Origin of the sequence: Marinomonas aquimarina (assembly GCF_900089755.1) — a bacterium.
GTDB classification, from domain to species: Bacteria; Pseudomonadota; Gammaproteobacteria; order Pseudomonadales; family Marinomonadaceae; genus Marinomonas; species Marinomonas aquimarina.
Map to the genome: position 1 here is coordinate 39854 of NZ_FLOC01000016.1, position 24830 is coordinate 64683.

The 24830-nt window shown below is 49.6% G+C and carries 23 protein-coding genes; 6 read left to right on the plus strand and 17 right to left on the minus strand.

What is annotated here, in order from left to right; all coding sequences use genetic code 11:
• Positions 1 to 12 precede the first annotated feature (12 nt).
• Positions 13 to 384 (minus strand): glutathione S-transferase N-terminal domain-containing protein, encoded by a 372-nt coding sequence (locus MAQ5080_RS13135; RefSeq protein WP_067210941.1) that lies wholly within the window; start codon positions 382 to 384, stop codon positions 13 to 15.
• A gap of 172 nt (positions 385 to 556) precedes the next feature.
• Between MAQ5080_RS13135 and MAQ5080_RS17285 the strand changes: the two genes are divergently transcribed.
• The gene (locus MAQ5080_RS17285) at positions 557 to 1420 is read left to right on the plus strand and encodes an N-acetyltransferase (protein ID WP_197464624.1); all 864 of its coding nucleotides are present in this window, start codon (positions 557 to 559) and stop codon (positions 1418 to 1420) included.
• Positions 1421 to 1437: 17 nt separating this feature from the next.
• Here MAQ5080_RS17285 and MAQ5080_RS13145 read toward each other — a convergent pair whose 3' ends face one another.
• Positions 1438 to 3876, minus strand: a complete 2439-nt coding sequence (locus tag MAQ5080_RS13145) for a putative bifunctional diguanylate cyclase/phosphodiesterase (RefSeq protein WP_067210944.1) — start codon at positions 3874 to 3876, stop codon at positions 1438 to 1440.
• A gap of 17 nt (positions 3877 to 3893) precedes the next feature.
• Positions 3894 to 4688: a substrate-binding periplasmic protein gene (locus MAQ5080_RS13150; protein WP_067210946.1), complete on the minus strand. Its 795-nt coding sequence runs from the start codon at positions 4686 to 4688 to the stop codon at positions 3894 to 3896.
• Positions 4689 to 4929: 241 nt separating this feature from the next.
• On the opposite strand from MAQ5080_RS13150, the gene MAQ5080_RS17430 reads away from it, so the two are divergent.
• The 3 genes from MAQ5080_RS17430 (at position 4930) to MAQ5080_RS13165 (ending at position 6495) form a co-directional block, all read left to right on the plus strand.
• Positions 4930 to 5115 (plus strand): hypothetical protein, encoded by a 186-nt coding sequence (locus MAQ5080_RS17430; RefSeq protein WP_156496581.1) that lies wholly within the window; start codon positions 4930 to 4932, stop codon positions 5113 to 5115.
• 54 nt (positions 5116 to 5169) lie between these two features.
• A complete protein-coding gene (locus MAQ5080_RS13160; protein ID WP_067210952.1) occupies positions 5170 to 5862 on the plus strand; it encodes an aspartate/glutamate racemase family protein in 693 nt (230 codons plus the stop codon).
• A 96-nt stretch (positions 5863 to 5958) separates the two neighbouring features.
• On the plus strand, positions 5959 to 6495 hold the full coding sequence (locus MAQ5080_RS13165; protein ID WP_067210955.1) for an NADPH-dependent FMN reductase: 537 nt from the start codon (positions 5959 to 5961) through the stop codon (positions 6493 to 6495).
• 66 nt (positions 6496 to 6561) lie between these two features.
• Here MAQ5080_RS13165 and MAQ5080_RS13170 read toward each other — a convergent pair whose 3' ends face one another.
• The 6 genes from MAQ5080_RS13170 to rpsU form a co-directional block, all read right to left on the minus strand.
• Positions 6562 to 8343, minus strand: coding sequence for an SLC13 family permease (locus MAQ5080_RS13170; RefSeq protein WP_067210959.1), 1782 nt, complete (start codon positions 8341 to 8343; stop codon positions 6562 to 6564).
• Between the two features lie 158 nt (positions 8344 to 8501).
• Positions 8502 to 9899 (minus strand): PhoH family protein, encoded by a 1398-nt coding sequence (locus MAQ5080_RS13175; protein WP_067210962.1) that lies wholly within the window; start codon positions 9897 to 9899, stop codon positions 8502 to 8504.
• Positions 9900 to 10280: 381 nt separating this feature from the next.
• Complete coding sequence (gene rpoD / locus MAQ5080_RS13180; RefSeq protein WP_067210966.1) at positions 10281 to 12137, minus strand: RNA polymerase sigma factor RpoD; 1857 nt, start codon at positions 12135 to 12137, stop codon at positions 10281 to 10283.
• A 115-nt stretch (positions 12138 to 12252) separates the two neighbouring features.
• Positions 12253 to 14286, minus strand: coding sequence for a DNA primase (dnaG, locus tag MAQ5080_RS13185; RefSeq protein ID WP_067210969.1), 2034 nt, complete (start codon positions 14284 to 14286; stop codon positions 12253 to 12255).
• 9 nt (positions 14287 to 14295) lie between these two features.
• Positions 14296 to 14742: a GatB/YqeY domain-containing protein gene (locus MAQ5080_RS13190; protein ID WP_067210971.1), complete on the minus strand. Its 447-nt coding sequence runs from the start codon at positions 14740 to 14742 to the stop codon at positions 14296 to 14298.
• Positions 14743 to 14883: 141 nt separating this feature from the next.
• A complete protein-coding gene (gene rpsU, locus MAQ5080_RS13195) occupies positions 14884 to 15099 on the minus strand; it encodes a 30S ribosomal protein S21 (RefSeq protein WP_067210974.1) in 216 nt (71 codons plus the stop codon).
• 383 nt (positions 15100 to 15482) lie between these two features.
• Between rpsU and tsaD the strand changes: the two genes are divergently transcribed.
• Positions 15483 to 16523, plus strand: a complete 1041-nt coding sequence (tsaD, locus tag MAQ5080_RS13200) for a tRNA (adenosine(37)-N6)-threonylcarbamoyltransferase complex transferase subunit TsaD (protein ID WP_067210977.1) — start codon at positions 15483 to 15485, stop codon at positions 16521 to 16523.
• A gap of 2 nt (positions 16524 to 16525) precedes the next feature.
• Positions 16526 to 16879 (plus strand): dihydroneopterin aldolase, encoded by a 354-nt coding sequence (gene folB / locus MAQ5080_RS13205; RefSeq protein WP_067210980.1) that lies wholly within the window; start codon positions 16526 to 16528, stop codon positions 16877 to 16879.
• A gap of 1 nt (position 16880) precedes the next feature.
• Here folB and MAQ5080_RS17680 read toward each other — a convergent pair whose 3' ends face one another.
• From MAQ5080_RS17680 to MAQ5080_RS13245, 8 genes are read right to left on the minus strand one after another with little or no spacing between them, the layout of a single operon-like run.
• Positions 16881 to 17966 carry a tRNA nucleotidyltransferase/poly(A) polymerase-related protein gene (locus MAQ5080_RS17680; RefSeq protein ID WP_067210983.1) on the minus strand — a complete coding sequence of 362 codons (1086 nt, stop codon included), beginning with the start codon at positions 17964 to 17966 and terminating at the stop codon, positions 16881 to 16883.
• A complete protein-coding gene (gene glpE, locus MAQ5080_RS13215) occupies positions 17967 to 18287 on the minus strand; it encodes a thiosulfate sulfurtransferase GlpE (RefSeq protein WP_067210987.1) in 321 nt (106 codons plus the stop codon).
• Positions 18288 to 18294: 7 nt separating this feature from the next.
• The gene (locus tag MAQ5080_RS13220) at positions 18295 to 19110 is read right to left on the minus strand and encodes a symmetrical bis(5'-nucleosyl)-tetraphosphatase (RefSeq protein ID WP_067210990.1); all 816 of its coding nucleotides are present in this window, start codon (positions 19108 to 19110) and stop codon (positions 18295 to 18297) included.
• Positions 19111 to 19118: 8 nt separating this feature from the next.
• A complete protein-coding gene (apaG, locus tag MAQ5080_RS13225; RefSeq protein WP_067210993.1) occupies positions 19119 to 19496 on the minus strand; it encodes a Co2+/Mg2+ efflux facilitator ApaG/CorD in 378 nt (125 codons plus the stop codon).
• Positions 19497 to 19498: 2 nt separating this feature from the next.
• Positions 19499 to 20293 (minus strand): 16S rRNA (adenine(1518)-N(6)/adenine(1519)-N(6))-dimethyltransferase RsmA, encoded by a 795-nt coding sequence (gene rsmA, locus MAQ5080_RS13230; RefSeq protein WP_067210995.1) that lies wholly within the window; start codon positions 20291 to 20293, stop codon positions 19499 to 19501.
• Positions 20294 to 21286, minus strand: a complete 993-nt coding sequence (pdxA, locus tag MAQ5080_RS13235; protein ID WP_067210998.1) for a 4-hydroxythreonine-4-phosphate dehydrogenase PdxA — start codon at positions 21284 to 21286, stop codon at positions 20294 to 20296.
• Between the two features lie 16 nt (positions 21287 to 21302).
• The gene (locus MAQ5080_RS13240) at positions 21303 to 22565 is read right to left on the minus strand and encodes a peptidylprolyl isomerase (RefSeq protein WP_067211001.1); all 1263 of its coding nucleotides are present in this window, start codon (positions 22563 to 22565) and stop codon (positions 21303 to 21305) included.
• Positions 22565 to 24829 carry an LPS-assembly protein LptD gene (locus MAQ5080_RS13245; protein WP_067211004.1) on the minus strand — a complete coding sequence of 755 codons (2265 nt, stop codon included), beginning with the start codon at positions 24827 to 24829 and terminating at the stop codon, positions 22565 to 22567. The genes MAQ5080_RS13240 and MAQ5080_RS13245 overlap by 1 nt, the downstream gene beginning before the upstream one ends.
• Position 24830 lies beyond the last annotated feature (1 nt).

Consider the following 24830-nt stretch of genomic DNA (forward strand, 5'->3'; position numbering starts at 1 on the left):
TATTTTTTGCAGTTAAGCGAAGCGCTGCTCAAGGTAGCGCACGATCTCTTTGGATTCGAACATCCATTCTACTTGACCGTCTTTTTCGATGCGTAAACAAGGTGCTTTGACACGACCGGCGCCCGTTTCTAACTCCTGGCGGTAAGGCGAGCCTTGTGCCGCACTGCGTTTTTCAATCGGCAAGTTTAACTTGTAGATTGCACGGCGCGTTTTGGTGCAAAAAGGGCAGGCGGCAAAATGGTATAGGGTTAGGTCTTTTGCCTGTTCATTGACCGCTTGTTGTTGCTCTGGTGTGCGTTTCTTTTTGAAACCACGAGTCAGCAGGTCTGCCAACACAATGATGCCACCAAGTAGGTTACGGATCAGTTTGATCAATAATTTCATGGGTTAGGTTCTCTCGTTCGATCAGATCGTTGTAATGGTGGCTATTCTAGCGATAAAGGGCGCTAAGCATAAGTGTCAGATGTGGAAAATTTGCACAAGCAGAACACGGATTCTGTTTCACAATGGGCTAAGATTAAGAGCAGTACAAGAACCTAGGTAGTAGGTGGTCGTTGTGTTTGAAAAGTTAGGCTTTAAAAAGCGTCCCCAACAACAGGACAACAGTAGCTTGCCGGTGTTGACGCCGGTCGACCTTGATGACGTTGCAGAAGAATACGCTGAGGCGTATGACGAGCAAGGCTTTTGGAGCAAGTGTAAACGCTATGCACGCTCGATTGGCCGGGTGGGCTTGGAAAAAGCCTTTACGTTGTATTACGCCACTGAGCACAAAAACTGTACCTTGGCCCATAAAACGGCGATTTACGGTGCTCTCGGTTATTTGTTAACCCCGATTGATGCGATTCCTGATTTAACGCCTTTTTTGGGCTATACCGATGACATCAGTTTGATCGGTGCTGCCTTGATTGCGGTGGCCTCTTGTATTGATGAGAGTGTAAAACACAAAGCCAAACATCGAGTCAGCCGCTTACTCGGTGAGGGCGCATTGGAAGGCGTACGCGAGTGCAAAGTCGAAGATAGGAATGCAGTGTTAAGTGTTTGGTTGACCGCTTCGATCAAAGCGCATGACTTTGTGCCACCAGACTTTTGGGCGGAGCAAGTGTCCGCCATGCGTGATGGCTATTTGCCATCGGCGCAGGTCTATGTGTATGAAAGAGAGGGCCAAGTGGTGGGCTTTTATGCCTTGCGACACAATACCTTAGCGGCTCTGTTTGTGGCACCAGACTACCAATCTCAGGGCATCGGACGAGAGTTACTAGAGCATGCGAAAGCAGAGCAGGATAGTCTGACCCTAAGTGTCTTTAAAGCCAATGGCGCGGCCATCGGCTTTTATCTCCGCCAAGGCTTCAAAGTGGCCAGTGAGCAGGTTAACCCTGCCACCGAACAACCGGAGTTCGTGATGGTCTGGGTGGCTGGGTAAGCCGCGCTCTGGCTGGGCTACTCAGGCTGGTACTCTAAGCTTGCTGTGTGAGCTTCCTCGAGAGGGAAATGACTGGACTGTAACAGCTGTAGATTCAGGGCCTGTTTCTCCAACGGTTTGGAAAAATGGTAACCCTGGTAGCGTGTGCAGCCAATGCTGGTGAGTACCTCTTTTTCAAACAGGGTTTCCACGCCCTCGGCAATCACCGACAGCTTCATATGTTTGGCCATGGAAATAATGGTATGGATGATCTCATAGCTGTTTGGATCGTCGCTGATATCTCGTACAAAAGACTGGTCGATCTTTAGCTGACTGAGTGGCAAGTATTTTAAATAGCGCAGCGAAGAGTAGCCGGTGCCAAAATCATCGATGGAAAAGTGCACCCCATGCTGCCTTAAACGCTGCATCTTGGCGGCCACGGATTTGATGTTCTCGACCAGCATGTTCTCAGTAATCTCTAAGTCGATATAGCTTGGGTCCACCTGGGTTTGCTCAAATACTTTGAGCACTTGATCGACAAAATCTTCGCGCGAAAACTGATAGGGACTGATGTTGATCGCCAGACATTTGAACGTCTCGGGTAAACCTGTGACTTGCTGCCAAGCACGCAGCTGTTGGCAGGCTTCGGTCAGTACCCATTCCCCCAGTGGCACAATCAGTCCGGTTTCTTCGGCGATCGGGATAAAACGATTAGGCGGGATCATGCCCAATTCTGGGCTGAACCAACGCACCAAGGCTTCAAGGCCGATCAATTCACCTTTGCTGTTTACCTGGGGCTGATACACCAAGCGCAGCTCATTTCGCTCCAACGCATGGTGTAAGGCTTTTTCCATCTTCAAACGGTCGGTAGCATATTGCTGCATTTCATTGCGATAGAAGTGGAAGCCACTGCGACCATTCTCTTTAGCACGGTACATGGCGGTGTCGGCTTGTTGCAGAATGCGCATACCATCGGATTGATCCAACGGGAACAGGCTAATGCCAATACTGGCTGAGACATACAGCTCGACATCTTGAATGATAAACGCTTGGCTAAGGGTCTCAAGTAGGCGCTCCGCCAAGTGCGATACCTCGGTCTGTGCTTCTTCTAGGTGGTTGGATAGGTCTGGTAGCAGCAGCACGAATTCGTCACCGCCTAAGCGTGATGCACTGTCCCCTTGCGCCAGCAAGCTGGTGATGCGTTTGGAGACCTCCACTAGCAGCTGATCCCCCGCATGATGGCCCATGGAATCATTAATGGTTTTGAAGCGATCTAGGTCGATAAACAAGACGCCACCGATGTGGCCGTGTTCACGACATACTTCGATGGCGTTCTCGAGGCGGTCGTGCAATAGTCGGCGATTGGGCAGGTTGGTGAGTGCGTCGTAATAGGCCAGATACTTCACTTGCTCTTGGTCTTTGATACGCTGGGTGATGTCACGAACGGAGACCAAATAGCGTGGCATTTCGTCCAAATTGATGATGCTGGCGCATACTTCAACAGGGACACGGGTGCTGTCTTGACGGCGGTAATGGGTTTCAAAAGTAGACACTTCCCCGAGCGAGTTTTTCGCCCATTCAATCAGCTCGGCTCGATCAAAGGTGTCATCGATGGCTTTTAAATTCATCGACAATAAATCGCTTTCGCTGTAACCCAAGAGTTCGCGTGCGGCGTTATTACAGTCCAAGATTTGGCCATCCTGTGTGGTTAGCAGCATGCACTCCCGTGACTGATGAATCACGGCGCGAAAATAGGCTTCACGTTTTTCCAGCTCAACCTGAATGTTCTGGCGTTGATGCCAAAGTGCGGTAAAGGTTTGAGCCAGAACTCCGAGCTCATCATCGCGGGCAGATTCTGGAAAATACACGCCACCTTGAGTCGATTTGCTTTTCGCCAATAGGCTTAATCGCTCAATGAACTGTGAAATCGGGCGTGAGGTTTGAATATAAATCAGGGTCAACATGGCGGCACCGACCACTAGGATGGCAAAGAGGGTGGTTGACACTAAGCGAATACTTCGATTGATAAAGGTCTCTGTGACCACCGCGTAATCGACTTCGACTTTCAGATGGCCAACGATACTGTTTTCGCGAATCAGGTCCAATTGATAATTTGGGGAAAGCTCTGTCGAGAGGTAGTTTGAAATCCAGCTGAAGCGCTTTTCGGTCAAAGGGCGCAGATAGAGTGCCATTTGGTTGCCTAGGTCATCGCTCAGATGCATACGATAGAAAATATTGCTGCGCGCCAAGCCTGCTAAGACTTTCCCTGCCAGATTGTTGTCCAGCGTATAGGCCGACTCGGTGGCGGCGTTTTGCACCATTTCTAGGGTGCCGATGACCCGTTCATGGATATTGTTCTTCTCTTCCTGCCAGTCTGAGTAGATATGGTACATGCTCACAGAAACCGCCATGATCAATAGCAGTAGCAGTGCCCATTTGGTTTGTTTGTACGATAAGCGTTTTCTCAGAGCCAACATGTTTTCTCTTTCCTGAGTTATGGGGCAGCGGAGGGGGTAGTGATGCCATATTTTTGGTAAATAGCTTGAGCGCGTCCGGTTTCCTTAAGGCGCTCTAGACCCTGATTCAGCGAATGCAATAAACGCTCCGCATCAGGGTATTTTTTACTAAAGCAGACACCGTAGGTTTTGTAGTCGATGTGCTTGATATTGTAAAAACTGAACTGGTCACGCACCTCCATCTGGTCGAGCACATACAACAGACTCTCTTTATCCGTCATAAACACGTCTTGATTACGATGCAGTACCAATGCCACCCCCTGGCTTATGCCATTGACGACGGAGTAGCTAATGCCGTGATGGGTTAACACGGCTTCTTGAGCCCAGCCGGCGTTCACAATATTGTTATATTGCTGCAGGATATCTAATGAATGTTGTGACTGGGGGCCGAGAAAATCTTTCGCCGTGGCCAAGACCATGCTGGAGTAACTGACTGGGTCTGAAAAATAACTAAAATTGGCCCGAGAAGTAATGGCGCGGCACGAGGCGGTGCCGAGAATCAGTCCCTGCTCCACATCGCGCATAATACGCTTCCAAGCCCCCATCTTGAAGCTGACATCTATCCCTTGGCTGGCATAGGCTTCACGGATGATTTCAATGTCGACACCATATATGCCATCAGCGTGTAGTTCTGTGTTATAGGGCGGGACAATATGGGAATCAATGGCATAAGGGGGGAAATGAATACCATAAAGTTCGATACTTTCTGCCTGCGCTTGAGCATTGACCATCAACATGAGAGCGACAATCTGTAAACGAATCCAATGCTTCAATGCTAACTCCTTGTCAGATGAACTGGTTGCTTTCTAGATGAGAGAGATCAACTTTTATACTAATTTTTTGCATTATTTTGTAGTGAATATTCACATTCTGTCTCATATTGAACAACTTGGTCGCATAAAGACCCCTTTCAGTTCATTTCAACCTCCCCCTGCCTTGCTTTCAAGCGCCAACAACGGCCATAAATTGACTCAGAATTTGGTTATCGTGTTGGCCATTCTGATAGTCGAACCCATGTCTGGCTCAGCGGGTGTGATTGTTCCGCCGGTGGGCTATGTGCCTGAGTCAAAAGTGACCACACCGATCATCTTGAAGTATTCAACAGATACCAAGTTCAACCCCTATACCATGTCCAGCCAAAGTCAGTTAGCCATGATGTTAGAGCTGAGAGAGCATGTCTCGGTTGAGAATGTCGGATAGGCATGTTTTCATCGTTAACTCTTATTTAGCTTAATCAAAAGAGTGCGATGACTTATGAAGACAATCGGTATGCTTGGGGGAATGAGTTGGGAAAGTACACAAGGCTATTACCGAGCGGTCAATGAAGGAGTCAAGCAGACTTTGGGTGGTTTGCACTCGGCGAAAATTGTCTTAAACAGCGTCGATTTTGCCGAAATAGAAGCTTGTCAACGCAGTGCCGATTGGCCCCAAGCTGGTAAGCTTTTGTCGCAGGCGGCTCAGAGTGTTGAAGCGGCGGGTGCTGACTTTCTGCTGATTTGTACCAATACCATGCATAAAGTCGCAGACGATATTGAGGCCGCGATCAATATTCCTTTGTTGCATGTTGCCGACGCCACCGGTGCGGCACTGCAACAAGCCGGCGTGACAAAAGTCGGCCTTTTAGGCACGGCGTTTACCATGGAGCAAGACTTCTATAAGGGGCGTTTGCGTGCGAAATATGACCTTGATGTGATGGTGCCAAATGACGCCGACCGTCAAATGGTGCATCAAGTAATTTTCCAAGAGCTTTGCTTAGGCGTCACCAGCGCTGCCTCGAAAGCCGAATATTTACGTGTTATTCAAAGCTTAAAAGCGCAGGGCGCACAGGCAGTGATTCTTGGCTGTACTGAAATTGGCATGCTGGTTTCACAAGCGGATACTGAGGTGCCTTTGTTCGATACCACGGCGATCCATGCGCAAGCGGCCGTGACTATTGCATTAAAGTAAATATTGCATTAACTTTTGAGTGATTTGTGAACATATTTCATCCTCATTCGCGTGTTATTTTGACAGTATGTTAAACACTTATATGAGGGATTAACCGTGAAAGTATTAGCCTTTGCCGCAACAAACCATAAAGCATCGATCAACAAGCAGCTTGTTACCCATGCCGCGAACCTAGTTGCTGAAAACAAAGGGGCGGACATTGAAATCCTAGACATGAACGATTACGAGCTGCCGCTATACAGCATCGAGCGTCAAACAGAGAATGGTATGCACCCACTAGCGCAGCAGTTCTTTGACAAAATCGGTGCCGCGGACGCAGTGATCATTTCCTTCGCTGAGCACAATGGTTCCTACGCGGCAGTCTACAAAAACCTATATGACTGGGTGTCTCGTATCGATATGAAAGCGTACCAGAACACACCAACGGTATTGCTAGCAACGTCTCCAGGTCCTGGTGGTGCGGGCAGTGTGCTAGCGAGCGCGGTCGGTTCCGCGGCGTTCTTCGGTATGGATCTAAAAGGCAGCTTGTCTGTGCCTTCTTTCAACGACAACTTCGACACTGAAAAAGGTGTACTCGTGAACGAAGAGCTGTCGGCGCAGCTGCAAGAAATTCTATCTGGTCTATCTGAATAATTTTTCAGGCGACTCAGCAAATTAAAAAGCGGCTTAATCAGCCGCTTTTTTTGTGCCTCGCCATGGCTAAGGCGTACTCAGACTTAGCGACCAGAAGCTTGCCAGTAAGGTAATGGTGGCGATTCCGATAAAGAGGTTCATTGGTAGGCCAATGCGTAAAAAGTCGGAAAAACGGTAGTTGCCAGGCCCCATGACCATCAAGTTTGTTTGATAGCCCAAGGGGGTGGCAAAGCTCGCTGATACCGCCATCATGATGGCAAAAATATAGGGCTCTGGATTTAAGTTCGCCTGCGTGGTGATGTCTAAAATCACCGGCAAGATCAGAATCGCTGCCGCATTATTGGTAATCATCTCTGTCATAATCGATACGCAGAGGTAGGTGAGAATCAGCAATAGCAAGGCATCGCCGGCACTGAAGTCGACAATGGCGTGGGCCAGATATTCACTGGCCCCTGTTTTCTGTAACGCACTGCCCAACGCGAACGAGGCGGCAATGGTTAAATAGATGCCCAGGTCGAGGCTCTTTTCCGCCTGTTTGATCGACAGGCATCGGCTGGCCAACATGCCCCCTGCTGCGAGCAAGGCGGCGTTCAGCATGGAAGTGAGGCCCAGGGCAGCTGCCGCCACTGCTGTGCCAAGAATCAGCCAAGCGAGTGAGGCTTTCGTATGGTTGGGGATGTCCTGCTCAATGTTGTTGACCAGCAAAAAGTCCTTATTGTATTGCTGGCGGCTGACAAAGGCTGGGCGCGCTTCGAGTAACAGGGTATCGCCTGCTTGCAGCTTGATGTTGCCAAGGTTGCTGGTCAGGCGCTCGCCGTTGCGTGCCACCGCCAGCACTACCGCACCGTAGCGGTTACGGAACTGGGCGTCGCGAATATCACTGCCGATGGCATCACAGTGGGTAGAGACCACGACTTCGACCAGCACACGCCCTGCATGGGGATCTTCTAGAGACGATTTCTCAAGCTGGGCGGGGGCTTCTAAACCATGAATACGCATCAGCTCGGTAATACTTTGCGATTCACCGGTAAACACCAGACGGTCACCGCCATAGAGAATTTCATCGGACGACACGGCCGATAACACCGTATGGCCACGTTCGATCTCCACCAGATACACTTGTTTCAGGTCCCGAAGGCCCGCTTGCTTAATACTTTTGCCAACCAATGGACCCGCGGGGCTGACACACACCTCAAGGGTAAACTCGCGCAAGTTAGAGAACGGGTTTTGTTCTTGTCGATTGGGCAGCAGCGCAGGGGCAATAAAATACATGGCGACTAGGCCCAGTAAGGCTACTGGTAGGCCTACCAAGGTGATGTCGAACAAGCCAAAGCCTGCGGTCCCCGTCAAACTCTGGTATTGGCCATTGACGACTAGGTTGGTACTGGTACCGATTAATGTCAGGGTACCCCCTAAGATGGCCGCATAGCTCAGGGGAATCAGGAGTTTGGAGGGGGGAATATCGGTTTTTTTCGACCATGAAATAAGCGCAGGGATCATGGTGGCGACCACAGGGGTATTGTTTAAAAAGGCGCTCAGTGGCACCACGGGTAAGAATACGCGCAGGAGGGCACTTTTCAGAGTTTGAGGCTGACCAAGCAGCTTATTGACCAGCAGCTCAATGCCACCTGAGTGCTGAATGCCAGCGGCGACCACAAACATTGCCGAGACCGTAATCAGACCAGGGTTGGCAAAGCCAGCCAAGGCTTCGCTCGCGTCCAGAATGCCTAACACGCTTAGCAGTGCTAGGGCGCTCATCATGACCATATGTGGCTTGATACTTGTTTTAATAAGCGTCAACAGTACTGCTATGGTTAGCAGAGAGGTTAACCAGCCTTCCCAACCCATTGTGCGTGTCCTTTAGTCCAAGAAGAAGGCATGGTAGCAAGCTTTTATTTATTCCTAAAAATACTATTAAATCGATTTAATATATCTTTATGGAATTAAGAAGGCGAGGGCGTCGGGTGCATGGAAAGCGCAGTCAGACTGCGCTTTCCTCATGGAGGTTATAGGTTTTCTTCGGCGAATTCCGCTAGACGGCTACGCTCAATGCCATTCACATGCATGATGCTGGTGTATTTAAAGGATTTGCAACGCTCCACTAGGTAGGTTAAACCTGAAGTTAGGGGCGTGATGTACTTATTGTCGATTTGGGCCAAGTTCCCCAAGACAATGATTTTAGAGTTTGAGCCCACGCGAGTGACAATGGATTTCAGCTGGAATTGCGTTAAGCCCTGGGCCTCATCGACAATGATCAAGGCGTTATTAAACGAGCGACCTCGCATAAAGTTGAGTGACTTAAACTGAATGTTGGCTTTTTGTTTAACGTAATCAATGCTGCTCACGGCGTGTTCATCACTGCCGTGTAGGATCTCTAAGTTATCGTCAAAGGCGGCTAACCAAGGTGCCATTTTCTCTTCTTCGGTACCGGGTAAGAAACCAATGTCTTCTGCTAGTGGTGGTGTTGAGCGGGCCACGATGATCTTGTTAAAGCGCTTCTCTTCCATGGTCACATGCAGACCATAGGCCAGTGCCAACAAGGTTTTACCTGAGCCTGCCGGCCCCGTCATAATCATCATGTCGCTGTTGTCATGGCGTAGTAGGTAAAAGGCCATGGCCTGTTCAAGGTTACGTGGTGTGATGCCCCAGAAGGACTGATGCATCAAGCTGGCACGGTTCACATCGATAAGGTAAATGTATTTATCATCAATGTTCACCACAAAGCCGGCGAACTCTTCATCGTCGACCACAAACATATTCAGGTAAAGCTCTTCAGGAAGCTCCGACTTCTGGATCTTATGCACGGTATGCACGCCGTGGTTTTCGGTGTTGACCTCACTGATGGTATCCCAGAAGCGTCCTTCGATGGCGATATAGCCTTTGTTGAGTAGGTCGACATCGTCCAGTACCTTATCTTTACGATAGTCTTCCACGCGCTCCAAGCCTGAGCCTTTGGCCTTGATACGCATATTGATGTCTTTGGTCACGAGGCAAGCGCTAGCACGTGGGTTGGTCGCTTGCAGGCTTAGGGCCACGTTGATGATACGGTTATCGTTAGCGTGGTGATGATTACCGTTTAGAAACGGCACATTGTCCGTATGGGTGATTTGCTGGTCCGGAAAGATCGCCAGTGTACCATGGGCTTTGGCGACTTTTTCCGATTCCGGGCTGTGAATAGGAACGCCTTCTTGTAGGTCTTTCGGAGAGGCGTCGTCGACGATCTTGTCGATGATATTAATGGCTAAGCGAGCTTCGCGGCTAACGTCTTTATCTCTGCGATCTTTAATCTCATCCAACTCTTCGAGTACTGTCATCGGAATGACGACTTTGTGCTCCGCAAAGGCGTAGATGGCCATTGGGTCGTGAAGTAACACGTTGGTATCTAACACATAGATCTTTTCCATAGTACTTCTCTCCTCTACTTAGAGATAAATAATCCATTAGATAAGCTGGTGCATTATGTGAGGAATACGATGAAGAGTTGCGTACGGCCAACGCGCGGAGTGGGAAGTAGGGCTGAGGTCTCTGAGTCATTAAGTATCACGCTTCCCATGTGGATGGAGGTGTTCTTTTTGCGCCTTGTCGTTAACTGCATTCACTAACATAAGGACTAGCAAACTCTGTATTACCTTGAGCATATTTTCAGTGTATGACAAAAATGCGACGGCAGGGAAGAGCGAATACAAAAATAATACACGGCTTACAATAAGCGAATTAAAAACAAAAAAGCCCTTTCTAGTGTGCACCAGAAAGGGCTTTTTGAATCTTGTATGAGACGATGATGATTATTCGTCTAGGAAGCTACGTAGGTGCTCAGAGCGGCTTGGGTGGCGTAATTTACGCAACGCTTTCGCCTCGATCTGACGAATACGCTCACGGGTGACGTCGAACTGCTTACCGACTTCTTCAAGCGTGTGGTCAGTGTTCATATCGATACCAAAACGCATACGCAGTACTTTGGCTTCACGAGCAGTTAGACCAGAAAGAACCATTGTTGTGGATTCTTTTAAGCCTTCGATCGTAGCGGTATCACTTGGTGATACTGCACCATCGTCCTCGATGAAATCACCTAGGTGCGAATCTTCGTCGTCACCGATAGGGGTTTCCATAGAGATCGGTTCTTTGGCGATCTTAAGTACCTTACGGATCTTGTCTTCTGGCATGTCCATACGCACTGCCAATTCTTCTGGTGTCGCTTCACGACCCATTTCCTGCAGCATTTGACGAGAGATACGGTTCAACTTGTTGATCGTTTCAATCATGTGCACAGGGATACGAATGGTACGTGCTTGGTCGGCAATCGAACGCGTGATCGCCTGACGAATCCACCAAGTGGCATAGGTCGAGAACTTGTAACCACGACGGTATTCGAACTTGTCGACGGCTTTCATCAGACCGATGTTACCTTCTTGGATCAAGTCCAAGAACTGTAGACCACGGTTGGTGTATTTCTTAGCGATCGAGATAACCAGACGTAGGTTGGCTTCCACCATTTCTTTCTTGGCACGGCGCGCACGCGTTTCACCAATGGAAATACGACGGTTGATCTCTTTTAGCTCAGCGACTGACAAGCCAGTGTCTTTTTCAATGCCACGTAGTTTACGTTGGCAACGCATAAATTCTGCTTCGTTGTCTTGTAAGCCTTTAGCGTAGCTTACGCCAGAATCAATGCGCTCTTGAATCCAATTTGGGTTGGTTTCATTATTCGGGAACAGCTTCAAGAACTCAGTACGTGGCATGTTGGCTTTACGTACACATAGTTGCATGATTAGACGTTCCTGCTCACGCAGTTTGTCCATGCGTGAACGGATGCGCTCAATTAGCTCATCAAAAATCTTTGGTGAAAGCTTGATTGGCGCAAACATGATGCTTAGCTCTTCTTGCTTCGCGGCCACGTCAGGGTGTCGACGACCGTGTTGCTCAAGCAATACAGCTAGCTCGCGATGGGCGCGACGAATCTCACCAAAACGAAGCGCAGTCTCTTCTGGATCTGGACCGCTTTCAGTTTCATTGTCATCGCTGTCGTCAGAGTCGCCGTCTTCTTCGTCTGAATCAGAGTTGTCTTCTGCGGCTTCTTCGTCTGTTTCTTCGACAACTTCTTCTAGAAGCTCTTCAAAAACAGGCTCTTCACCGTCACCATCGATAAAACCGCTGAAGATATCGCTTAGGCGACCTTCTTCTTCTAGGGTGCGGTTGTAGGTATCTAGTAGTACTTCTACGGCGCCAGGGTAGTAGGACAATGCCGCCATCACTTCTCGTGTACCTTCTTCGATACGCTTCGCAATCGCGATCTCGCCGGCACGAGTCAGTAGTTCTACGGTACCCATTTCACGCATGTACATACGTACAGGGTCGGTGGTGCGGGTCACATCACCTTCTACAGCCGCTAGGGCTGCAGCAGCTTCTTCGGCTGCATCGTCATCGGTTGAATCGCCTTCTTCCATTAGAAGGCTTTCTTTATCAGGCGCGTATTCAGAAACCACGATGCCCATGTCGTTAATCATGGCAATGATTTCTTCAACCTGCTCTGGATCAGAAAGGTCATCAGGTAGATGGTCATTAACTTCCGCAAAAGTTAAGTAACCTTGTTCTTTACCTTTGGCGATCAGCTCTTTAAGACGTGACTGTTGAGTGTCTGGCATTCGACAACCTTCGTTTAGAAATTCGTTTGGGAGATTTGCAAGCCGCGTATTATAACAAAAACCTTGGATTTTATCCAGATTTTCTCGTTTTCATTGGGTAATAATTAGTCAGCTATTATGACTTCTTCTTACGCAACTGTTCCATTAACGCACGCAGCTCCTGCTGTGTCTGAGGATTGTTAATGGCGTCATTGCCGCTGTTTTTCAAGCGCTGAATGCTAGAATTTAATCCTAAAGCATCAGATTGAACGGCAACTAAGTCCAGAACTTCCTGTTTTGCATTACCAAGCTTCTGTTTGGTGGTGGCATCTGGATGATTGAGCAACTCATAAATGGTGTGCAGCAGCTCTTGGTTACGTTCCTGGTACAACAAGTGTCCGGCATTGTTGTTGGGATGCTTGACGAAGTAGCGCCAGACACGGCTAAACGCCTGGCGTTCAGGGGTATCACCGGACAGTAATGGGTCCGGCACATCAACTTCTTGTGCGATCGCAGGGTGCATTAATAAGCATAACGTGGCATGCGCGACGCGGCCAAGCTTGGGTTGCTGCGATAAGGGTGTAAATTGCTCGCGCTCATGGTTTTGCCATTTGCCTTTGCCTTTGCCCTTACCTTGCCATTTGCCCTGATCTTTTTTGCCCTTAAATGACCCTTTTTGGCCAAAGCCCGATTTTCCTGATGGAGAAGGGGAGTGGGCTTCGTCGGGATAGGGGGCGTAGCCTGCATCTTCGTAATCATGGGGCGCATAGCCATCGTCCATCTGATCATAACCGTAATCATCGTAATGCGGTTGATCAGGGCTTTGTGGGGCATGGCTGTGTGACTGGGAATGGTCGTAGTGACGGGCGACTGGGGCGCTTGCGCTAAGTGTTTCGGAGCTTAAGCCTGATTGTTCGGACAGCTGCTTGATCAGCAGTGAGCGTAACGTGGCTTCTACGGGAATGCTTTGGATCAATGCCATGGCATTCTGGGTAAACTGAGCTTCGCCTTCTTCGTCGGCCAGCGTTACCAAGGAGCGGGCGTGCTCAAACAGCACATGGGCCAGTGACGAGGAGTCGTCTAATAGGTTTAAAAAACCGTCCGCGCCTTCTTTGCGTACCAAGGAATCGGGGTCTTCCCCTTCCGGCAAGAATAAGAAGCGTACCTGCTTGCCATTTTGAATGACAGGGAGGGTGGCTTCCAAACCACGAATGGCCGCGGCACGACCGGCCTTGTCGCCATCAAAACACAGGGTGACCTTGTCGACCAGTTTAAACAGCTTTTTAAAGTGCTGACTGTTGACCGAGGTACCTAGGGTGGCCACTGCATTGGTGATACCGTATTGCGCCAACACAATCACGTCCATATAGCCTTCGACCACAATTAGGTGATCCAGTGTCGGCGTGTTTTGTTTGGCTTCGTAAAGGCCGTACAGTTCTAAGTTTTTATGGAAAACTGGGGTTTCTGGTGAGTTCAGGTATTTTGGCTTTTCATCGCCAAACGCCCGCCCACCAAAGGCGATCACACGACCACGGGTGTCGCGAATCGGGAACATGATGCGATCGCGGAAACGGTCGTAGTAATGCCCCGCTTGTTCTTTTTTCTCGATCAGCATGCCGCCTTGCAGCAGCTGCTCTTGCTGCTCAGCGCGAGGTCCGAGTTTTTTCAGCAGATTATCCCAGCCAGGTGGGGCAAAGCCTAAGCCATACACCTTAGCGATTTGGCCGGTGAGGCCGCGATCATTGGCTAGGTAGTGGCGTGCTTTGTCTTTATGGGGGCTTTGGGTTAACTGCTCTTGGAAATAGGTGGCGCACTCACTCAGACGTTTGAGAAGTTCGCTGTTTTGTTCATAACGATCCGGCACACCTTGCTCACGCGGTACTTCCATACCAGCATCTTTGGCCAGTGTTTCGATGGCTTCCACGAAATCTAAATGGTCGTGCTCCATGACGAAGGAAATGGCATTACCACCGGCACCACAGCCAAAGCAGTAGTAAAACTGTTTGTTGGGGTTGAGGCTAAAAGAAGGGGATTTTTCGTTATGAAACGGACACAGAGCGGAGTAGTTCTGACCGGTCTTTTTTAAGGTGATGCGAGACGCCACGACATCGGTGATGTCGGTGCCGGCCAAAAGCTCATCAATAAATTGATCTGGAATGCGTCCCGCCATCGTCGTGTCTTAGCCTAGTAGTGCTTTGACTTGCTTACTAACCACTGACATATCGCCACGGCCTTGCACTTGCGGCTTAACAATGGCCATCACAGCACCCATTTGCTGCATGCCCGTGGCACCTGTTTCTGCGATCGCAGCCTTAACGATATCAGTGATTTCTTCTTCGGTAAGTTGCTGTGGTAGGAATTCAGCGATCACTTCCATTTCTTTCTTTTCGACTTCGGCTAGGTCTTCGCGGCCACCGTCAGTGAATTGTTGGAAGGAGTCTTTACGCTGCTTAACCATCTTATCCAGAATCGCCAATACACGGTCATCTTCCACTTCGATGCGTTCGTCAACTTCTACACGCTTGATCTCAGCTTGGATCGAACGAATGATGGTGACACGCTCTTTTTCTTTGGCGCGCATAGCAGTTTTAAGGGTATCGGAAATAAGTTTTTTCAATTCTGACATGGTTGTCTTCCTCAGGAATGGGCAATCGTGTTATTGAAACAAAAAAAATCGGCTAGTTGCATAACTAGCCGATTTCTTATCGTAAAGCTTTTCAACTCTACTGCAATCGGTATTGCTTAAAATTAAGCAATCAACAATTGCTTAGTACAGGCGTTGGAATTTCTTCTGTTCGCGAGATACTTTCTTAGCGTGACGCTTAACGGCTGCAGCTGCTGCGCGCTTACGTAGAGTCGTTGGTTTTTCGTAGCACTCACGGCGACGAACTTCAGCTAGGATACCTGCTTTTTCGCAAGAACGCTTGAAGCGACGTAGTGCAATGTCAAATGGTTCGTTATCTTTAACTTTAACTGATGGCATATCTATTTACCTATAAATAATTTAGTCGTTTGTATACACAAAACGGCGCGAATCATACCGATTTTTCAACATAAAATAAATTGGTACGAGCCGTTATGTGCGGCTATCACTGTGTGTACCCAAATGTTGTACAAATTTTTCTTTGGGTGCCCCTGACTTAGTTATCCCTTGCTCTAATTGTAGAGTCTTATAGGGGACGGGACGGAAACAAATCACCTGCCTTTTAATTAAACGATTAAATCGGGCGGCATTGTATAGGAACTGATCGCTACTGTCTAATGCTTTGTCAACTAACTTCCATGGCGCTGGATGTGAATAGAGCCTACGTTGTCAAAACAGTTTGAGGTACAATGCCCCGCATTAGCGAAGAGCGTAGGAATACCATGAAAGTTTTAGGCTTAGAGACCTCTTGTGACGAGACCGGTATCGCCATTTACGATACAGATAAAGGTCTGCTGACACACAAGATTTATACTCAGATTGCACAGCATGCCGAATACGGTGGTGTGGTGCCAGAATTAGCATCGCGCGATCACGTGCGCAAAACCTTACCTTTGATTGATGAAGTGTTGGCCGAGGCCAAGCTGAACAAAGCAGATTTGGACGCAGTGGCTTACACCTCAGGCCCAGGTTTAGTGGGGGCATTGATGGCGGGGGCTACTATCGGTCGCTCGATGGCGTACTCGTTGGGCATTCCAGCCTTGGGTGTCCACCATATGGAAGGCCACCTATTGGCGCCTATGCTGGAAGAAAAACAGCCGAAAATGCCCTTTATTGCCTTGCTGGTATCGGGCGGTCATACGCAATTGGTGCGTGTCGATTCGATCGGTCAGTATAAACTGCTAGGTCAGTCTTTGGACGATGCCGCGGGCGAAGCCTTTGATAAAGCGGCGAAGATGATTGGCTTGCCTTACCCAGGTGGTCCTTACATCGCTAAGCTGGCGCAAACCGGTAACCCTGATGCAGGCATTAAATTCCCCCGACCAATGACCGATCGTCCAGGCCTAGATTTTAGTTTTAGTGGTCTAAAAACCGCCTTTTTAACGGCGGTACACGATGCTTTGGATCGCGATGCCTTTAATGATCAGTTCCAAGCGGACATTGCCTTGGCGTTTGAGCAAGCCATTGTCGATACCTTGGTGATCAAATGTCGTCGTGCATTGGAGCAAGAAGGCCTGACACAGCTGATTATCGCTGGTGGTGTGAGTGCCAACAAGCGTTTGCAAAGCCAATTAGAGACCCAATTGGCGAAAATCGGTGCAGGTGTCTTCTATGCGCGCCCAGAGTTTTGTACCGATAATGGGGCCATGATTGCTTACGCTGGTGCGCAGCGCTTGCTGGCCGGTCAGCATTCACCGCTTAACCTGTCGATTCGTGCCCGCTGGCCCTTGGCAGAGCTACCAGACATCAACGAGGAAGTTTAATCATGCAAGACATCGTGTTTATTGAAGGTTTGCACACCAAAGCTGTGATTGGTGTGTACGAATGGGAAAAGGTGATTTGGCAGGAGTTGGTGTTCGATATTGAAATGGAACATGACAACCGTGTGCCTGCAGCCAATGACGATATCCATAAAACCTTGGATTACGAAGCTATTTCCAATGCCATCAAAGGTTTTTGTAAGGAACATCAGTTTGAATTGATCGAAACCTTGGCTGAGCGTCTGTGTGCGCTATTGATCGATCGCTTTGGCCTGACCACCATTACCATGACGCTGCGCAAGCCTGGCGCGGTACCATCGGCCCGCGCGGTGGGTGTGAAGATTCGTCGTAGCGCCTAAGCTACGCTTGCAACAGCAGCGGATTGTTAAGCCCTTCTAGGGCTTCAATTCGCGCTTGTTTCAAGGCTTGTCCTAATTCCGCACCACTAAATCCCTGCTTCATCAACGCTTGCGCATTAATCTTGGCAATGCCAGCCCGCAGTGCTAACCAATGCTTCACATCTGTTGCGCTCAAATGTGCCAAGATCGTCACCAGCTTTTCAAACGGCTGTGGCTTTTTGATCGCAGCAACGCTGGTTAACCAGTTTTCCCAAACCGTGGCGGGCAGTGGCAAAGTATTGCTTTCCAAAAAGGAGCGGCTTTGCTCGCTAAACCAGCAAAATTGATTAGGGGTACGCAAGCGGGCGTTCAGCTCAGTCAGTGCCACAATCGGGGTATCCGCTGTGACCAAGCTCCAGCGCGCATGTTTGTCCCAGTGGTCTGCGAACACTTGCGCACGGTATTCTAAATTTGGGAACAGATGGGACAGTGCGCCCACTTCTTGTAACACATCGAAGTACACATGAGCGGTTGGGCTCTGTAGAGCGTTTTCGGTTTCACGCCACACACGTTCTGGCGTAAGGCTGTCGAGTTCACCGGAGTCGGCGATAGTCGCCATTAACGCTTTGGTTTCTGGGGCAATATGGAAGCCAAATTTGGCGAAACGCGCCATAAAACGTGCTACTCGCAAGACGCGTAGAGGGTCTTCGATAAACGCATCAGAGACGTGTCTTAAGACACGATCTTGCAAATCTTGCTGGCCGTTAAACGGATCAATTAGTTGGCCGTCTTCGCTCTTAGCGATGGCATTGATGGTCAGATCGCGGCGCTCTAGGTCTTCTTCCAAACGGATGTCGGGAGCGAAATCGCAGACAAATCCCGTGTAGCCAGTGCCTTGTTTGCGTTCCTTGCGTGCCAGTGCGTATTCTTCTTTGCTCGTGGGGTGTAGGAAAACAGGGAACTGTTTGCCCACTTGTTGGTAGCCCTGAGCCAACATTTGCTCAGGTGTGGTGCCTGTGACCACCCAATCTTTATCTTTTACTGTCAGGCCGAGCAGTTCATCACGAACCGCTCCGCCCACTAGATATATCGTAGGTGTGGGGTGCATTTAGCCTTGCTCACACTGATCTGGGTACATGGCGCTCCATTGGCTAAAGCCGCCATTCAGTGAGTACACTTCCTCGAAGCCTTGGCCCGCTAAAAACTCAGCTGCACCTTTACTGCTGTTGCCGTGGTAACAGCAGACAATCACTGGCAGGCTTTTGTTGGTGCTGGCGATAAAAGCTTGAACATTGTCGTTGTTCAAGTTGATGGCTGCGTTCATGTGGCTCGATTCAAAGCTCACCGCGTCGCGGATATCCACCACCACAGCGTCGTTTTCTAGAATGGGAAGGGCGTCACTAATATCAATACAAGAATAGGTGCTCATGGTTCTCTCAGCCTAAGTTACAGGGGGTGCTAAAGCGCTGGTTGTCGTCCAATCTCAGTGCGGTCAGGGCGCCGCCCCAAACACAACCCGTGTCCAGTGCATGGATATTGGTCATGTTGGTAATACCTTCAAGTGCTGCCCAGTGGCCAAACACCACTCGCGTATCTTGTGGCAATTTGCTTGGTTGTAAGAACCAAGGAGCGTAGCCTTGACGGGCCGTATTTGGACCTTCTTTTGTTTTTAGGTCCAGCTTGCTATCAGCATTGCAAAAACGCATACGGGTCAGATAGTTGGTGATCGCGCGTAGGCGATCCATACCGCGTAGGTCGTCAGACCACGTATCCGGCTTATTACCATACATGACCTGAAGAAATTCCTCTAGCTGCTCCGAGCGCAATACGGTTTCGACCTCGCCACTCAAGCGAATGGTTTGCTCAAGGTCCCAGCATGGTGGGACACCAGCATGGGTCATGATGACATTGAAGTCAGGATCGTAATGGCACAGCGGTTGTTGGCGTAACCACTCCATCAGCTCATCACGGTCACTAGCTTGTAGAATGTTCATCAGCGTGTCACTGCGCTTGAGCGTGGCAAAGCCATGGGCGACGGCTAATAAATGCAGATCGTGATTACCCAGTACCACCTTCGCTTTATCGCCTAGCGAGCTGACGAAGCGGAGGGTTTGCAGGCATTCCGGACCGCGGTTAATCAGGTCACCGGCAAACCAAAGGGTATCGGCATCGGGGTTGTATTGAATGTGTTCGAGTAATTTTAACAGTGGCGTGAAACAGCCCTGTAAGTCACCAATAACATAGGTAGACATAGAAAACCTTAATGAACTTGATTGGGCACCGCTAAAGTAAAGGGTGCGATGGGGGCATCAAATTCAGTGCCATCGTCGCTTAAAAAGCGGTAGCTGCCGTGCATCACGCCAACTACGGTTTCGAGTACCGTACCACTGGTGTAATCGTAAGATTCCCCAGGGGCGAGATACGGGTACTCGCCGATGACACCAGCGCCTTTTACTTCCTGTACTTTTTCATTGCCATTGGTGATGATCCAATGGCGTGATAGTAGCTTTGCAGATTCCGTACCACAGTTGGTGATGGTGATGTGGTAAGCAAACACATAACGATCTTCTTCAGGCGTGGATTGCGCTTCCAAATACTCGGTACGGACGGTGACCACGATATCGTGCTCTGGCTGCATGCTTAGTCCTTTTTACTCACATGATTGGCGATGTTAACAAAGTCTTCTACGTCTAAACGTTCTGGTCGCAAACTTGGATCAATACCCAGCGCGGCAAAGTCTTCGTCGTTTAGCACGCCCTTGTAGTTGTTACGTAGGGTCTTACGACGTTGCTGGAAGCCGATGCGGACCATGTCTTCCAGCATTTTCAGATCGTTGGCGACAAACGGTAGTGTTTTATGGGGCATCATGCGTACGATTGCCGAGTCCACTTTTGGTGGAGGGTCAAACGACTCTGGGCCGACGATAAACAGTGATTCGACACGGCAGTAGTACTGTGCCATGACGCTCAAGCGACCGTATAGGTTGTCCCCTGGACGCGCAGCAAGGCGATCGACCACTTCTTTTTGCAACATAAAGTGCATGTCATCGATCTTCTCAGCAAAGCTCAGTAGGTGGAAAATCAATGGCGTTGAAATGTTGTACGGCAGGTTACCGACCACACGAATGTTGCCTTCATTGGCGAGGCTTTCGAAGTCGAACTTCATTGCGTCCGCTTCATGTACCGTGAGGTCAGGGTAACGGAATAGGTTGACGCGCAAGATTGGGATCAAGTCGCGGTCTAGCTCCACCACATCCATGCGTTTAGTGACACTGATAATGCCTTCCGTTAGGGCGCCTTTACCGGGACCGATTTCAACAATGCGTTGACCTTCTTTTGGTGCGATACAGGCAACGATACGGCGAATAATACCCATATCGTGGAGGAAGTTTTGACCAAAGCGTTTACGGGCTTTGTGGGGATGTGATTTGCTCATTTAATGTCTTTTTTGGGCGTTAGTTGCCATGGTAATGGCATTTTCAATGGCAACTTTTAAGCTGCCATTACTCGCTTGTCCGGTTCCCGCAAGGTCGAGAGCCGTTCCGTGATCAACGGAGGTTCGGATGATCGGTAGGCCAAGGGTGATGTTCACCGCATTGCCAAATCCAGAATACTTTAACACAGGTAGCCCTTGATCGTGATACATGGCCAAGACACAGTCCGCTTGCTGCAGATATTTATTCTGGAACAGGGTGTCCGCTGGCAAGGGGCCGATTAAGTTCATACCTTCTTGGCGAAGCTCATCTAAGGTTGGGTTAATCACCTCGATTTCTTCACGGCCAAGGTGACCGTCTTCGCCAGCGTGAGGGTTCAACCCACACACTAAAATTCGCGGCTCGTCACAACCAAAACGGGTCTTAAGGTCATGATGCAAGGCACGGGTAACGGTCTTGATGGTGTCTGGTGTGATCGCCGCAGGGATGTCTTTGAGTGGTAGATGAGTGGTGACCAAGGCCACGCGCATGGCTTGGCTTGCCAACATCATTACCACTTGCGGGCTGTTGCACAGCGTTTGGAAAAACTCCGTATGGCCAGAGAAGTGGGCGCCGGTTTCACATAGCACGCCTTTGTGTACCGGTGGTGTTACGACCGCATCAAAGTCGCCATCGAGGCAACCTTGACCAGTGATGCGTAGGGTTTCTAACACATACGGGGCATTTGCCACGTCTAACTGTCCACAGGTGACCGTGTTAGCCAACGCCGTCGGCAGTACTTGTACCTGACCTGCTTGATGCTCTTGAAGGTCTGCCAAGTTATTACAGACTTTGACATCAACCGTTAAGCCTAACTGCGCCGCCCGTTGACGGAACAATTCTGGGTCGCCTATGACGACTAGCTGCGCGGCAAAGTCATCTTGCAGCGCAGACAGAATGATGTCGGGACCAATGCCGGCCGGTTCGCCAGAGGTGATGGCAATGCGTGGGCTCACGATAGTCTCCTACAGTTTATTGGCCTTTGCGGTCGATGAAAGCATCGGCGCGTAGCTCAGATAGCCAGTTGTCTAACACGAAGTCTTGTTTCTGCGCCATGATGGCACGTTCCGCGTTACGGCGTTTCACCTGATCGCTGATGTCGTTTTGACGGCGACCGTCCACTTCCAAAATATGCCAACCGAACTGAGAACGGAACGGTTCACTGATTTGACCCACAGCGGTTTGGTTCATGATGTTTTCAAACTCCGGCACCATGGTACCAGGTGTGACCCAACCTAGGTCGCCCCCTTGTAGGGTAGAGCCTTGGTCTTCGCTGTATTCGCGGGCTAGGTTGGTAAAGTCTGCGCCGTTTTGTAGACGGCTGTAAAGTTGCTGTGCCAGGGCTTGAGTTTGTTCGTCGCTACGAATTTCGTTAGGACGCAACAACAAGTGGCTGACCTTAGTTTCTTGTTGCAGAGCCACGTCTTGAGAGCGCTTTTCAACCACCCACAATAGGTGGAAACCCGCATTACTTTGCAAGGGGCCGACCAGTGCACCTTGAGTTTGTGCGTTGATGGCTTGGGTAAACAAGCGTGGTAACTCATTGGCTTTGCGCCAGCCTAGATCGCCACCTTGAATGGCAAACTGGCCTTCTGAATGGGCAATGGCTTGGTTGATAAAGTCTTGCTCTGAGCCAATCTGGCTGGCGATGCTCTCGATTTCGCTACGTGCTTCAGCGACATCCGCAGCACGCACCACGATATGGCGCAGACGGAATTCCGCTTGGTTTTGGCCATTGGCTTGCTGGCTCTGCAGGTAGTCGTCAATTTCTTGCTCAGTCACGGAAATACGCGATTGCGCCACTTGTTGACGAGCTTTGCTGATCAAGATTTCATTTTCGATCTGCTGTCGGTAGGTGTTGTAGTCAACGCCTTGGCCCGCCAACATTTGTTTTAACCCATTTAAGTCGGTGTTGAAGTTACCAGCCACACTCATAATGGCTTGGTCCACTTCTTGGGTGCTGGCACGAATGCCTTGCTTACGGGCATAGTTAACCTGTAGCGCTTCTTCGACCAATTGAGTGACGATTTGACGCTGGATAGTTGAGGTTAGAACACCACCTGGTACACGGTCTTTAACGACTTGGAAGCGCGCGCGGACGTCACTGTCTAAAATCGGACGTGAATCCACGACCGCAGCCAAACCGTCGATTTTTACCGGCTCTGCCGCGACTGGTGCAGCGGTCCATACAGCGGAAGTCACTAACAGTGAGCAAATAAACTTCTTATACATCATTAATATCCGACCTTGCCTTGGTTCCAGTAGTCGTCTGCGATGGTGTCGATGTCCGAGTTGGTTCGACCCACGCCACTTAAACTACGTAAAATAAATTGTACGAAAACACCTTCGTCAAACAGTCCGTCGTCATCGCGCCAGCGTTGGTAACTGAAGGAGGTTTTTATACAGCAGTTTTCATAGCCAAATCCTTCCACTTGAGCGGTCTGCTCACGGTCAATCCAATCGTAGGATTGCTGATGGAAGAAGTGCCAATTGTCATTAATGGGGATGATGGTGCCAAAACTCGACTGTTTGGTCATCTCATCCTCATTGTCATCGTGTAGATATGAGAAACTAAGATTGAAGACAAGACCACTGTCTGGCGTGTATTTCAAGGCACTTTGCGCAAGATCTACACGATTCTCATCAAAATCATAGTTAAAGTGGTTTGCTAGGGTGAAATCATCACCGTTATAAGACGCTGTAGTCAGGAAGGCGCTGCGCGCACTGTCATCGACTACGTCACCGGTTTGCCCTGTGGTGCCAACTTTACGATCGTCTAGATAGAAAACTTGACCCCCTTGCAGGGTCCAGCGATTGACGTTGTTGTCGTCGTAAATACGGCTTTCTAAACCTAGCGCGATTTGCTCACTGTCCCCGATACGGTCATTACCACTGAAGCGGCGATGGGAAAAGGCTTGCGCGTAGGTCATCTCCATTTCATTGGCATCAAAGTCAGGGATGTCCGATTGTTCCTTGTACGGGGCATACAGATAGCTGACTTGCGGCTCAAGAGTCTGGCGCCAGCTGCCGTTGAAGCGACGCTCGAACACTACGCTGGTGTCTAAGTAATAGGACAAGTGGTTGACGCTGGCACGACGATCTTGATTCAGATCGTAATCGTGTAACTGATAGTCGCGGTATTGATGCAGCATACCGGCAGTCACTTCGCCCCATTCGTTGCCAAAGCGGGCATTGAAATCTTGGTTCAGTACCGCTCGTTCGCCGTCTTGACCTTCCTTATCAGGTTCGTAGAAATCGGTGAACTCAACATCCGGTTGGTAACTGTATTGAGTGTTTGCATAACGATAGGAAGCATTGATGCGTGGTAACCACTCCAGCGGTTTGTCTTCCAGAGGATCTGGGGTTTGGAAGCGGCGCACCTGTACATTCGAGCTAAAGTTACCCAAGTTATAACGGGCGTAACCACGACGTTCGTAATTATCTTCTTCTTGAATGCTGGTGTTGTTCAGTTCCGGGACACGGTTGTCGGTTGGGTTATCTTCTAGGTAAGCCCCCACAGCAAAGCTTTCCGTAAGATGCTGATCGGTGGTGAACTTACGCAGTGTGGCTTCGTCACCGCCTTCATCATAGAAGGTCGATTGTTCATAGCGGGTTTCACCGTATCGGCTTAAGTGGCGCAGCTCGATGTCGAGCCCTTGACCAATTTTGTCTTTGTCCTCAGCATCCGACGCGGCGATCGGCAGCGCCAAATTCGGGGTAATGGTGGCATCGTATTCAGGCGCTAGGTTGAGATAGTAGGGCGCAGTCAGGGTCAGTCGCTTGGCACTGATGCCAAAACTTGGGAATAAAAAGCCGGACTGTCGACGGGTATCCAACGGGAAACGTAACCAGGGAAAGTAGAACACTGGCACATCGTGAATACGAATTTGCACGTGCTTGGCGGTACCAAAGCCACTGTCTGGGTTCAACTCAATGCTGGAGCCGTATAACTGCCAGCTGTTTTCACCCGGCTCACAGGTGGTGTAGAAACCTTCTTTGATAAAGATCAGACCGTCCCGTGTACGCGAGATTTCCCCCGCTTCACCGCGAATGCGACTGCTATGGGAGAGGAACTTGGCCTGATCAAATTGTGCGGTTTGGTTACCATCTTTGGAGCTGATGTAAGCATTGTCACTGCGAATCAGCTGCCCTTGGGCGCGCAAGGACACGTCCCCTTGAGCCTGGTAATACTCACCGGGCACCCCTTTGATGGAGTCGGCATCCAGCTGCGAAAGTGGCTGACGCAAGGTTGCTGCGCCATCCATGTATAGAGTGCCTTGTTCATCCCGATAGATCATATCGGCCAGTAAGTGGGTATTGTTACCCTCCATTACTTGCCAGTTATCGACGTAAGCGCCACGGCAGTATTGGCTTAGGGTTGCTTGCTGCGTTTCGCTAAGCGACTCCTTGGGTACCCAGTCCCACTCATTTGCCTGAGCCATAGGCAAGATGAAAAGACTTTGAAATAATAGCGCGTAAGAGCGTAAATGCTTTGGCATG